Source organism: Blautia massiliensis (ex Durand et al. 2017), from assembly GCF_051861785.1.
GTDB lineage: Bacteria > Bacillota > Clostridia > Lachnospirales > Lachnospiraceae > Blautia_A > Blautia_A luti_A.
The window spans coordinates 1,486,578-1,499,596 of record NZ_CP146725.1 but is presented as its reverse complement, the minus strand read 5'-3'; the positions used below and the strand labels follow the sequence as shown (position 1 = coordinate 1,499,596).

The following is a 13,019-nucleotide window of genomic DNA, read 5'->3' as shown; positions in this document are numbered from 1 at the left end:
GAATGTATGAAGGGCGTGTGAAAAAACGAGAGTTTTTTCATGCGTCCTTTTGCTTATGGTTATGATAATAGTTATATTGCATAAAAAAGGGTATAGTTCCCCTTACCCCATAAGAATGCTATTATGAACTCCTATGCGGCAGCTGCAACTTTTTTCTGTTTGTTGTGATATTTATAAAGATTGTGTCCGATAGAAACGAGAAATACTTCAAGCAATACAGATTTTATTCCTCTTCGGACAATTCTTTTGTACCACCGGTCGTTTTTCATGATACCAAAGGTACCTTCTGCCTGAATGGATCTGTTCATCCTTAGAAGCGCTCCCTGGATACTTTCGAGATTTTCTATCACTTCCTGATGCATCGCTGTAAGTTCGCGGTTGATTCGAACAGTACGGTTTTTGTCTGTCTTTTTACATTGTTCTGCGTATGGACAGCCGAAGCAGTCTTCACACTGATACACTTCTTCCTGTCGCCCATACTTGTTCCCTTTTACGTTTTTTCGATACTGAAGATTAAAGTTTTTCCCGTTTGGGCAACGCATGATTCCGTCTTCCCCGATTGGAAAATTTACTGCACGAAATGGATCTTCATGGTATTTCTTGTCAGTAGTCTCTTTCTTGAACATGGGAAACTTCATATATTTTTCCATTCCTTGCTGCTCACAGAAGATGTAATTGTTGTAAGAACCATATCCGGCATCTGCTACTGGGTACTTTGGATAGAAGCCATATGTAGTATAAAACTTGTTCATTAATGGAATAAAACAATCCATATCTGAGCGATACTGATTTACATCAACAACAGCAATATATTCATCTGCAACACCGACCTGTACATTATAAGCTGGAAGCAACTGGTCATTTCCCATGTAGTCTGTCTTGATTCGCATAAAAGTGGCTGAATGATCTGTTTTCGAGTAGCTGTTGCGATCTTCTCCACAGATTTTGATTTTTTCCACGTATTCTTCCAACTTAGCAGCATACTCTTTGAGTTTCTCATAATGACGTTGTTGTGTAGTTTTACGATGTCCCCTGCCATGAACAAACATTGCTTCATTAATCTGCCAGACTTCTGCATACTGTTCAGCAGCTTCCTTCAGATACTCTGGTGCGTACTCACTATTGATACAAAGTTTCATACCTGTACATGAAAGTTCCTCATTGATTTCTTCAAAGAGTGTAGTGATCTTACCAAAGAGACGGTATCTGGATTTTTCGGTTGCTTTTTTCCATACCCAGGAGTATTTATTCGCATTTGCTTCAAACTTGGATCCATCAATGTATAGATGTTGAAGATCCACATGCTCTGTCTCGAAGATTTTTTTGTTTATATCTTGAAATATTTCTTCAATGGAATCAGCAAGTACTTCGTTGATGAAGTAGCCGAAAGTACGGTAAGAAGGTGCTTGATGATCCATAAGATACATGAAACGGAGATTGATTTTACACTGATCCTCCAGTTCACGCAATGATATATAGCCATTCGCCATAAATCCAAACAAAACTGTTTTCAGCATGCTGACCGGGTCATACCTGAGTCTTCCTGTATCATGTTGAGGAATATTTTTCAGATATTTCTCCAGTTCGATTTCTCCCATAAATCTATCAAAAGTCAGCACTGGATCACAGATGTCCAAATAATCTTGAATTAGCATTGGCAAAACTGCCTGTTTTGGGTTAGAATAGATTATGTTATTAATTTTCATTGCAAGTTAATTATAACAGAAAGAAAGACCTTGAGTTCATTATAAACTCTTGGTCTTTCTTTTTTGGGGGACTATTCTTTTTTCACAGCCCCTTTTTTAAAAATATATACATTGACAAATATCTATGTATATATTATATTGAACATAGACAATGATCAATGTGAGGTGTCAATATGAATGCAATGGATGTGGCTTTGATATGCAAGGCTTTGGGCGATGCGAACCGGCTGGAAATTGTACAGATGCTGTCGGATGGAGAAAAGTGCGGGTGTAAACTTTTAGAAAGATTTGAAATTACCCAGCCAACTTTATCCCATCATATGAAGATATTGGTAGGATGCGGCCTTGTGAATGATCGTAAGGAAGGAAAATGGCATCACTATTCTTTGAATTGTGAGACATTGATGAATTACAAACACTTTATAGAATCCCTTACTTGCCTTGGATGCGGTGACGGGGATTGTTGTAAATAATTTAAGGAGAGCAGATATCATAAAAAAAGAATCAAATTCAGGAATTAGTTTTTTCCAGCGTTACCTGACTGTAACCTGCCAAACATCAATCTGAGGCAGTTGCAGATAATTCTCGCAGCAGCGGGCTTACTTTCTGTATTAGCAACGGTTAGCTGTACGTTGTTCCTGTCTGCAAAATGTAAAGACACATTGACAGTTTTGCTGATCTCTATCGTAGTTCTTCTCATGTCGCTTTTTGCTTATGTGGCGATGGGAGCAACATGGCTCTCTACCTTACTTCCATCTGCCGGAATTGGTATGCAGAACAATTTCCTTTCTTAGCTTGCAAATTTCAATTATCTGAATATCGGTGGAATGAGTTTCTGGACACCGCATGTTATTTTGATTTCGGCAGGAATTGAATTATCAACATGGGTGCTGATCACATATTCATATTTTCCTTTCAGTACTTCGTCTGCAAATTGCTGTCCTAAGCGATGGGCGGTTTCTGCATCTGTTTCACCAGGTTTAAAGGAATGGATCAGATGAAATGCCAGGTTATCGCCTTTATTCATTCCGTTCTTTTTTGTCTGTTCTCTCGTCATGGCAAATTCCAGATCAGCTGTTTCAGGAGAACAGCCAAAACCGGAAACCAGCAGTTTTTCATCAGTCTTGTCTGGATTCGTGATATAGTCCAGAGCTTTCTTATCTGTTACTTTAATGGGGAAGATCTTAATATATGCCATAGTTCTTTCACCATCTCTTTCAATTCTTTCATTTCTTCTGGATACAGATCTCCAGTAGTATTCACCTTCTTTGCAATCTGATTGATGTTTATGCCAATCCTGAATTATTCACGGCTTTGCCGTGAAAGTGGCTGAAAGCCATATAGTTACTGTATTTTAATTGCATATTGCTTTTCACCTATTAAGTGAATAAAAAAAGAGCATCCATTTGTGGTAAAATTAAGGTGTCGAATCTCAAATAATACCAACAAAGGAGCCCTTTATGAGTATTGTAAATACCTTTTCACTTCAAAGCAATAGGCAAATTCTAAAGAAATTTTGATGGAGGCGATCTTTCCTCCGATGCAGGTCTCCTTTTGATAAAAGAATTCGCTGCAAAGATCGGCTTTACAAAGCTGATTGAAAAAAAGTTTAAAACTAACGATAAGTCTGTCCGGTTCCACAAAGACTATGAAAATCTATTACAGATGATCTATCAGGTCATCTCTGCATATTTTCAGGACGACTGTGCGGATGAACTGACTCTGGATCTGGACAGCACTCTGTTTGGCACTTATGGCAGGCAGGCTCATGGAAATATCCAGGACGTGTGGTTTTCAAAATTGAGAAACCATACGGACAGCTGACACACATGTACACTTTTATTGTTATAAACATGGATATGGAACCTTATCAGATCATCCAGTTTTATTGTGGCAGGGGCAAGATGGAAAACTTCATTAAGGAAAGCAAAAGTGGATTTGACTTTGCTGCTGTCAGTAGTCATTCCAAAATAGTAAATACAAACCGTATGAGACTTCATATGCTTGCTTACAACCTGTTCAATTGGTTCAGGCGACTGGTACTGCCAGCCAGTATGCGGAAGCAACAGGTGGACACCATCCGCTTAAAGCTGATAAAGATTGCTGCAAGGGCAATCCATTCCGCAAGATCTATCACATTCAAACTGTGTAGCAGCTGTCCTTATAAAAAGGAGTTCTACAGGACATGGGAGAATATCCAGCAGCTGTTCGTACAGTTGGAATAGAAACTATCAACGTACCTTGACAGTTCCAAAGTAACTTGATCAAACTTCACAGGGGGTAGTCTGTACATTTTTAGGGATGATTCGATTGAATTCAAGGAAACTGTTTCAAGGCTTTGTAGTATTGAGCATTTTTATATGCTCATGAATAATTCAGGATAAAGTATCTTGACAGAGGTACCGATCCTGTTATACTATGAAAACTGATAAAGGGGAGTAACCTACGTTTGGAAATCTGCGTTTGCAGTGTCGTCAGTACGGTGGAAACATCCGGCGCTGCAGGGAAATGGTGAGACTTTTATTGCATTTTTTGTTATGCAATAAGGGTTTCTTTTTTTATATCATTTTATCAAAAAAATCCTTTATTGCATAAAAAAATTACAGTTGGTGAATATTTGCAAAAAAGGAGGCAAAGGTAATGAAAGAAATTTATCAGCAGACAGCAGAAGAAGTTCTCGAGCGTGTGGAAAGCAGGGAATCAGGGCTTACCGATGAACAGGTCAGACGGTCCAGAGAGAAGTGCGGATGGAATGAGCTTGCAGAAGGAAAGAAAAAAAGTATTTTGCAGATCTTCTTTGAACAGTATAAGGATTTTCTGGTGCTGATCCTGATCGCATCGGCAGTGATATCCGGTATGCTTGGAGATGTGGAAAGTGCAGCAGTTATCGTGATCGTTATTACGATCAATGCGATTTTGGGAACTGTGCAGACAGTAAAGGCTGAGCAGTCCCTGCAGAGCTTAAAGAAGCTTTCCGGACCGGAGGCAAAGGTATTACGTGATGGTGTGGCGGTACAGCTCCCGGCAAGAGAACTGGTTGTAGGAGATGTGATCCTCCTTGAAGCAGGTGATATGATCCCGGCCGATGGAAGATTGATTGAAAATGCAAGCCTTAAGGTCGATGAAAGTGCCCTTACCGGAGAAAGTCTTGCGGTTGAAAAGAGTATGGACATTATTTTGGAGGAAGCACCGCTTGGTGATCGGACAAATATGCTGTTTTCCGGAAGCTTTGTCACATATGGGCGTGGCAGAGCGGTTGTAACGAATGTAGGAATGCAGACAGAGGTTGGAAAAATTGCGGGACTTCTGAAATCGACTTCGGAAAAACAGACGCCACTTCAGGCGAATCTGGATGATTTTGGAAAGAAGCTTTCCATTCTGATCCTGATATTTTGCGGAATTCTGTTTGCGATCAGTGTATTCCGCGGTGAGAAGATCAGCAGTGCATTTATGTTTGCAGTAGCACTTGCAGTCGCAGCGATTCCGGAAGCTTTAAGCTCCATCGTGACGATCGTCCTTTCTTTCGGAACACAGAAGATGGCAAAGGAGCACGCGATCATTCGTAAGCTTCAGGCTGTGGAAGGTCTTGGAAGCGTATCTGTTATCTGTTCGGATAAGACCGGAACACTCACACAGAATAAAATGACAGTAGAAGATTATTATATTGATGGAAAAAGAATCACAGCAGATGCAATTGATGTAGCAGATCCGGCGCAGAGATGTCTTTTGGACTACAGCATTTTATGTAATGATTCAACAAATGAAAATGGAGTGGAGATCGGAGATCCGACGGAAACGGCATTGATCAATCTGGGCAGCCGGTACGGAATCGAGGCTGCTGGTGTAAGAAAGCTTTATCCAAGGGAAGGAGAGCTTCCCTTTGACAGTGACCGTAAGATGATGTCAACACTTCACAGAATTGATGATGAGAACCGGATGATCGTAAAAGGTGCGGTTGACCGGCTTCTGGAGCTGACAGACAGGATCTGGACAAAGGACGGAGTTCGGGAAATCACAGAAGCAGATAAAGAAAAGATCCGGCGCCAGAATCAGGAATTTTCAATGGAAGGGTTACGGGTACTGGCATTTACCTATCGTGAAATTCCGGAGAAGCATGTATTGACGCCAGAAGATGAGAACCATCTGGTATTTCTTGGCTTGATCGCTATGATGGATCCGCCGAGGGAAGAATCAAAGGCTGCAGTTGCAGAATGTATAAAAGCGGGGATCCGGCCGGTCATGATCACGGGAGATCATAAGATCACAGCAGCGGCAATCGCAAAAAGGATCGGGATCCTACATGATCTGTCAGAGGCCTGCGAAGGTGCTGATATTGAAAATATGAGTGATGAGCAGCTGAAGGAGTTTGTCCCGAATATTTCTGTGTATGCAAGAGTGTCACCGGAGCACAAGATCCGTATTGTCCGTGCATGGCAGGAGAAGGGGATGATCGTGGCAATGACCGGAGACGGTGTGAATGATGCTCCGGCATTGAAGCAGGCAGATATTGGTGTTGCAATGGGAGTGACCGGAACCGAGGTCGCAAAGGATGCCGCAGCAATGGTGCTTACAGATGATAATTTTGCAACAATTGTAAAAGCAGTGGAAAACGGACGAAATTTATATCAGAATATCAAGTATGCGATCCAGTTTCTTCTGTCAGGAAACTTTGGTGCGATCCTGGCAGTTCTTTGTGCATCCCTTGCAGGACTTCCGGTTCCTTTTGCACCGGTACATCTGCTGTTTATCAATCTTTTGACAGACAGCCTTCCGGCGATCGCATTAGGCGTGGAGCCGCACAGCAGTGAGGTGATGAATGAGAAACCAAGATCAGCAGACGAGTCAATACTGACAAAGGATTTTCTTGGTAAAATCGGTCTGGAAGGACTGGTGATCGGTATGATGACGATGATCGGATTTTTGACAGGATATCATCAGAATGGTGCACTGCTTGGCAGTACTTATGCCTTCGGAACACTTTGTCTGGCACGTCTGTTCCATGGATTCAACTGCAAATCGGATCATCCGGTTATCTTTACAAAACGTTTCTTTAATAATAAATGGCTTCAGGGAGCATTTGTACTTGGGGCAGTACTCATTACCGTTGTACTGACGGTTCCGGGATTTCATCTCCTGTTTAAAGTAGAGACGCTGGATTTGATGCAGCTTGGCTGTGTATATCTGTATGCGTTTGCAAGTCTTCCGATCATTCAGCTGCTTAAATGGATACGCATGAAATTAAGAAAAAGAGGAGAATGATAGTGGATATAAGTAAAATATCTGTAAAAAAAATCCGGGAGCTTATTGTGTTTACAGCATTTCTTGTGGCCGCCCTGTGGAAGTTTGATGTGGTGATCGATGTGCTGAAAGCAATATGGGGGATTGCATTTCCTTTTGTACTTGGCGGAGCGATCGCATTTGTGACCAACGTGCCAATGAGCTTTTTGGAAAAGAAAATTTTTGGAAGGGTAAAAAAAGAAAATAAGATAGGTGTAAAACTGGCAAGACCCATAAGTCTTTTCCTTACGCTCGTATTTGCGGTTGGCGTGATCGTAATGGTGATGTTTGGTGTGATCCCGCAGCTTACGCGGACAATGGGAACTCTGATGATGAGTATCGCTGATTTTATCCCGCAGATGCAAAGCTGGATCCGGGAATTCTCCCATAATAACCAGGAAATCATGAAGCTGGTAGATCAGGTACAGTTTAATCCGAATCAGGCGATCAAGTGGGGGATAAGCCTTCTTGGAAACGGTGCAGGAAATATGATGAATACTACAATGTCAGCAGTGGGTTCCATAATCAGTGGATTGGCAGCCTTTTTTATTGCTTTTTCATTTGCCTGCTATGTTCTTTTTCAGAAGGAGAAGCTGCATGTGCAGATCCGAAAAGTATTTTTTGCCTTTCTCCCAAAGAAAAAGGCAGATGCTTTTCTTAAAGTCTGTTCTCTGACTTATCGGACATTTGCAAATTTTCTTGCAGGCCAGTGTCTGGAAGCTGCGATCCTCGGCTGTATGTTTGTTGTGATACTGAGTATTTTGAGGATGCCATATGCACTTTTGATCGGAGTTTTGATTGCGTTTACCGCATTGATTCCGATTTTCGGGGCCTTCATCGGGTGTGCGGTGGGAAGCTTTTTGATCTTTATGGTAAATCCGGAACAGGCAATTTTATTTATTATAGTATTTCTGGTGCTGCAGCAGATCGAGGGAAATCTGATCTATCCTCATGTTGTGGGTGAATCCGTAGGACTTCCGTCGATCTGGGTTCTTGCAGCAGTTACGATCGGCGGAAACCTTATGGGAATTGTAGGTATGCTTGTTTTCATTCCGCTGCTTTCCGTGTTCTATACTATCTTTCGGGAATTCGTATATCTGCGCCTGAAGAAAAAGCATATCAAACAGGTGACAAAGACAGAAATAGAGGAATATACGGCGGAGGAAATTGTAAATAGTGACATATCAGAGGGGAAATGATATGATGGACTTGTATTGGGATAGTTAAGAAAATCTTATATTTAAGAGGGGAGTTACTATGTGGTTTGTGTTTGCCTTGCTGTCTGCTGTATTTGCGGCGCTGACCTCCATACTGGCCAAGATAGGTATTGCCGGTGTTAATTCGAATCTTGCAACAGCGATTCGAACGATGGTGGTGCTGGTTATGGCGTGGGGAATGGTTTTCCTCACAAATACCCAGGGCGGGATCGCAGCGATCAGCAAAAAAAGCTGGCTGTTTCTGATCCTTTCAGGTCTGGCAACGGGTGCTTCGTGGTTATGCTATTATCGTGCTCTGCAGATAGGCGATGCATCGAAGGTTGTGCCGATAGACAAGCTGAGTGTCGTGATCACACTGGTACTGGCATTTGTTTTTTTGCATGAGAAATTCACAGCAAGATCGATGATGGGATGTATTTTGATCGGTGCGGGAACATTATTGATGGTTTTGTAAAAATGTATAAGAAAACTATATACAAAAGGAGAGTGTTATGAAAACACGAAAGAAAATTTCAGCAAGGCTGCTGGCGATCATGCTTATTGCTGCATTGCTGCTTCCTCTTTCATGGAATACTCCGGTGGAAGCTACAGAGACAAAACAGATCGATGTTTTGTTCAGCCATGATACACATTCGCATTTGAACAGCTTTTCAACCATCGTAGATGGGGAGCAAAAAGAAGTTGGCGGATTTGCAAGGATCAAAACGCTGATCGATGAAAAGAAGCAGGAAGATCCGGATACCCTGGTGCTGGATGGCGGCGATTTTTCCATGGGAACACTGATCCAGACCGTATACGATACGGAGGCGGCAGAGCTTCGGATGCTGGGATATCTGGGGTATGATGTGACGACCCTGGGGAATCATGAATACGATTATCGCTCAGAGGGACTGGCTAATATGCTGGAGGCTGCAAAGAATTCCGGTGAGACAGTGCCGGCACTGGTGGTGTGCAACGTGGACTGGGACAGCATGGAGCAGGATGGACTAAGCGATGGCCAGAAGCAGATCCGGTCGGCATTTGAAGCCTACGGTGTGAAGGATTATGTAGTAGTTCAAAAGGGAGATGTGAAGGTTGCAGTAGTCGGTGTGTTCGGCAAGGATGCCCTGGAATGTGCACCGACCTGTGAATTAAAATTTAAGAATCCGGTTGAGGCTGTAAAACAGACAGTAGAAGAGATCGAAAAAAATGAAAAAGTGGATATGATCGCCTGTGTGTCTCATGGAGGAACCTGGGAGGATGAGAATAAATCGGAGGATGAGATCCTTGCAAAAGAGGTGCCGGATATCGATCTGATCATCAGTGGACACACGCACTCAGAGCTGAAAGAGGCAATTCAGCATGGGAACACATATATCGTATCCTGTGGCGAATACGGAAGAAATCTGGGATCACTTTCCATGACGCAGAAGCAGGACGGACGGTGGGAGCTGACATCCTATGAGCTGATCCCTGTTTCTGAGAAGATAAAACCGGACCAGGCGACACAGGAACAGATCGATGCCCTGATGGATACGGTAGATAAGAATTATCTTGCCGATTTCGGCTATACAAGGGAAGAGGTTCTTGCTGAAAATGATGTTGAATTCAACAGTCTGGAAGAAATGGGCACGAAGCACGAAGAGTTGAATCTTGGTGATATCATGTCCGATGCATACATATATGCAGTGGAAAATTCCAAGTATTATGATGGTGATCCGGTTGATGTTGCCGTTGTTCCAAGCGGAACCGTGCGGGATACATACACAAAGGGCGATATCACAGTAGAGGATGTTTTTAATTCCTTTTCACTGGGGATCGGAAAGGACGGTGTTGCCGGATATCCGCTGATCAGTGCATACCTGACCGGAAAGGAGCTGAAGCTGGTAGCGGAGGTGGACGCTTCTGTATCAGATTTTATGACAACGGCAAGGTTATATTGCAGTGGATTGAATTTTGCATACAATCCACATCGGATGATCCTGAATAAGGTGACAGATTGTTATCTCACCAGGGCAGACGGAGAACGGATCGAAATCCAGGATGACAAGCTGTATCATGTCGTGACAGATCTGTATACCGGCCAGATGCTTGGTTCAGTGATGAAAATGTCCTATGGACTGCTGTCTCTTGAACCGAAGGACAGGAATGGAAATCCTATTGAAAATCTGGAAGATCAGGCGATCATGGAGGATGACAGGGAATTAAAGGCCTGGGATGCGATCGCAAGATATATGCAGTCCTTTGCGGATACAGACGGCGACGGAATTGCCAATGTGCCGGAATATTATGAGACGACACATGGACGTAAGGTTGTGGAGGACAGCAGAAATATCATTGATCTGGTGAAGCAGCCTAATAAGTTTTCGGCAATGATCGCGGGTATTTGTCTGATCTTTATAGTGATCATTGTGCTTGTGGTATTTCTGATCCGAAGGATGATCCGCAGGATCAAAGTCAGAAAAGGAAAGAGAAATCCAAAATAAATATACGGCTGAGATCGTTAAGGTCCGTAAGTCGATGAAATCCCACGTGTCCTCTTCTCTGAAAAATCTGGAGAGCAGAGGTCTGATCGAAAGGATCCAGAGTGCGGACAATAAGAAGCATATCGAGATCGTTTTATTAAATAAGGCAGATCGGATCATTGAAGATGGAATAAAAGCACAGAAGGAATTTGCAAAAATCGCTTTGGACGGCCTGACAGTGGAAGCAATGATCTGGATCTCTGCGATCATCATTTCCTTTGGATGCTATCTTCCGGTAACCTTATTCAGCAAAACAAAGCCCAAGGTCGGATTACTGATGATCCCAAAGATCTGTGCATATATGTGGATCATTGCAATGGGACTTCAGCTTCTGTTTTAGGACAGCAAGCATTAAGTAACCGCCTGACTATGGATCAGACATTGGATGTCCGCAGCGTATTTTGGTACGTCTGCGGACATCTTTTTTTGAGATGAATTGCAATTTTTTTTGTAAAATTGTAGAATGAAAGAGCTTATGAAAAAGAGTCATGAAAGAGAGAATCGGGAAATGAATGATAAAATCGCAGTCTGTCTTGGAAAGGGCGGACAGAGAGATATGGCGGAAGCCTTTTGCAGGAGGACCGGAGCGCAGCTTCAGGATAAGCCGGGAGATTTTCTGACGGTGCGGTTTGATTCCAGGGGCGTTTCGCTGTCCGGTTTCGGGCTGACCTATCAGGGGGATTTTGTGGAGACGATGCTTCACAGAGTTACCAGAGGCAGACTTCAGCATGAGATGCTGGTGAAGGCGGTGAAGTCAGATAAGGAGGGAAGGAAGGCCATCGATGCTACGGCAGGAATGGGTGAGGATGCCTTTCTTATGGCAGCCCAGGGCTATGAGGTGACGCTGTACGAGCAGAATCCGGTGATCGCAGCCCTTCTTAAAGATGCCATTCGCCGTGCCAAGAAAAATATGGATCTGAAAGATATTGCCGGTCGTATGAAGGTGATCGAGGGAAACAGTGTAGAAGGTATGTCAAAGCTTCTTGATCCTGTAGACGTGATCTATCTGGATCCCATGTTTCCGGCAAGACAGAAATCCAGCCTGATCAACAAGAAACTTCAATTGATCCAGAAGCTGGAACCACCGTGTTCCGGGGAAAAGGATCTTTTTGATGCAGCTATCAGAGCAAATCCGGATAAGATCATCGTCAAGCGTCCGCTGAAAAGTGAATGTCTTGCCGGCCGGGAGCCGTCTTATACATTGAAAGGGAAGGCAATACGATATGACTGCTATGTATTATAAAGTCAGACACTATCAATACAAAAATCGAATCGGAAATCTTAAGTCTGAAGCTGTAGGCGTGGTAAGCGGGGAAAAACATTTCCCCATATTTCCTGGAAATATGATTTTCAAGCCACTGACGAAATCCAAACCATTTTCCACTCCACTGTATGCTTATGCAGAGGTGTTCTGGTCAACGATCATTAATGAATATTTTATGCCTGCGCCCAGGTATGAACTGGCCATCTGTGAAGGGTATGAGGCAGTAAATGAAAAATATCTTGACTACGGAACGACAGTACCCATGGCCTATAAAGAAGGGGAATCCCTTTTGAATCTTCTGGAGTTTTTCAGGAAATATCCGGATGAAAAGGTAGATATAGATAATTATGTAAACTATTGTCAGATGTTTTATGATTATAGAGACATTTTTGAAGCTGATTTTTTGCAGGAGCATCAGGAAATGGCGGAACAGCTTGCCATGCAGGTACTGATCTCTGTCCTGAAGGGAGACCAGAATTATCATTATGAAAATGTAGCATTTCTCTGTGATAAAGATGGCGGGATCATAAGTCTTGCACCTATGATCGATCATGAATTTTCTACGTATTTTATGTTTCCGGACGATGTTTCCCGTCATGTATACTGGCTGATGGAATTAAGCAAATCCATCCGCGGATGGGAAGTCCGGCCTGGGGAATATGATAATTTCAAAGATCCGGAAGAACGGAAACTAATGGAAAAAAGTGCCACCTGTATTCATAAAAATCTCCTCTATATAAAAGAACATTATCCGCAGACAACGGAAGAATTTCTGGATAAGGCAGAAAAACTGAAAACAGCATTGACGGAAGCTTCAGAGGATTTTCTGATCCGGAGAAATATGGAATATCCGGACTGTGCGGATTCCAGTGCCTGGCTGATCGGAAAAGCCCGATACAAGGATAAAGATGAAGAGAAAGCCAGCGCTTATGAGGCGGAATTATACGGAAAGGGGAAAAAGCTTGATTTCCGGGACGTAAGTATCAGTGCAATAAATGAAATAAAAGCTGTGATCAGTCAGATGGAAGAAGTTTTGAGAAAGAGAGAATAA

11 protein-coding genes and 2 pseudogenes are annotated in these 13,019 nt (G+C 42.8%); 10 read left to right on the top strand and 3 right to left on the bottom strand.

Features of this window, described 5'->3' with window-relative positions; translation table 11 throughout:
- Positions 1 to 131: 131 nt before the first annotated feature.
- Positions 132 to 1,706 carry an IS1182 family transposase gene (locus tag V9W66_RS07200; protein ID WP_144094053.1) on the bottom strand — a complete coding sequence of 525 codons (1,575 nt, stop codon included), beginning with the start codon at positions 1,704 to 1,706 and terminating at the stop codon, positions 132 to 134.
- A gap of 173 nt (positions 1,707 to 1,879) precedes the next feature.
- Here V9W66_RS07200 and V9W66_RS07195 point away from each other — a divergent pair, with 173 nt between their 5' ends.
- The gene (locus V9W66_RS07195; RefSeq protein ID WP_005330972.1) at positions 1,880 to 2,179 is read left to right on the top strand and encodes an ArsR/SmtB family transcription factor; all 300 of its coding nucleotides are present in this window, start codon (positions 1,880 to 1,882) and stop codon (positions 2,177 to 2,179) included.
- Between the two features lie 365 nt (positions 2,180 to 2,544).
- Here V9W66_RS07195 and V9W66_RS07190 read toward each other — a convergent pair.
- Positions 2,545 to 2,904: pseudogene (locus V9W66_RS07190) on the bottom strand (relaxase/mobilization nuclease domain-containing protein); the annotation flags it as partial.
- On the bottom strand, positions 2,871 to 2,969 hold the full coding sequence (locus tag V9W66_RS07185) for a hypothetical protein (protein ID WP_243121661.1): 99 nt from the start codon (positions 2,967 to 2,969) through the stop codon (positions 2,871 to 2,873). The gene V9W66_RS07185 and the pseudogene V9W66_RS07190, both read right to left, overlap by 34 nt.
- 291 nt (positions 2,970 to 3,260) lie before the next feature.
- Here V9W66_RS07185 and V9W66_RS07180 point away from each other — a divergent pair, with 291 nt between their 5' ends.
- The 9 genes and pseudogenes from V9W66_RS07180 (at position 3,261) to V9W66_RS07140 (ending at position 13,019) form a co-directional block, all read left to right on the top strand.
- Positions 3,261 to 3,530 carry a hypothetical protein gene (locus tag V9W66_RS07180; RefSeq protein WP_420313828.1) on the top strand — a complete coding sequence of 90 codons (270 nt, stop codon included), beginning with the start codon at positions 3,261 to 3,263 and terminating at the stop codon, positions 3,528 to 3,530.
- Positions 3,458 to 3,931: pseudogene (locus V9W66_RS07175) on the top strand (transposase); the annotation flags it as partial. The gene V9W66_RS07180 and the pseudogene V9W66_RS07175, both read left to right, overlap by 73 nt.
- A gap of 415 nt (positions 3,932 to 4,346) precedes the next feature.
- Complete coding sequence (locus tag V9W66_RS07170; protein WP_144093811.1) at positions 4,347 to 6,965, top strand: cation-translocating P-type ATPase; 2,619 nt, start codon at positions 4,347 to 4,349, stop codon at positions 6,963 to 6,965.
- Positions 6,966 to 6,967: 2 nt separating this feature from the next.
- On the top strand, positions 6,968 to 8,182 hold the full coding sequence (locus tag V9W66_RS07165; protein WP_243121660.1) for an AI-2E family transporter: 1,215 nt from the start codon (positions 6,968 to 6,970) through the stop codon (positions 8,180 to 8,182).
- A gap of 58 nt (positions 8,183 to 8,240) precedes the next feature.
- Entirely contained in the window at positions 8,241 to 8,654 is a 414-nt protein-coding gene (locus V9W66_RS07160; RefSeq protein WP_144093809.1) for an EamA family transporter, read from the top strand.
- A 37-nt stretch (positions 8,655 to 8,691) separates the two neighbouring features.
- Entirely contained in the window at positions 8,692 to 10,665 is a 1,974-nt protein-coding gene (locus V9W66_RS07155; protein WP_144093808.1) for a bifunctional metallophosphatase/5'-nucleotidase, read from the top strand.
- Between the two features lie 34 nt (positions 10,666 to 10,699).
- Complete coding sequence (locus tag V9W66_RS07150; RefSeq protein ID WP_330575307.1) at positions 10,700 to 11,044, top strand: MarR family winged helix-turn-helix transcriptional regulator; 345 nt, start codon at positions 10,700 to 10,702, stop codon at positions 11,042 to 11,044.
- 168 nt (positions 11,045 to 11,212) lie between these two features.
- Entirely contained in the window at positions 11,213 to 11,947 is a 735-nt protein-coding gene (locus V9W66_RS07145; protein ID WP_144093807.1) for a class I SAM-dependent methyltransferase, read from the top strand.
- Positions 11,928 to 13,019, top strand: coding sequence for a hypothetical protein (locus V9W66_RS07140; RefSeq protein WP_243121659.1), 1,092 nt, complete (start codon positions 11,928 to 11,930; stop codon positions 13,017 to 13,019). The genes V9W66_RS07145 and V9W66_RS07140 overlap by 20 nt, the downstream gene beginning before the upstream one ends.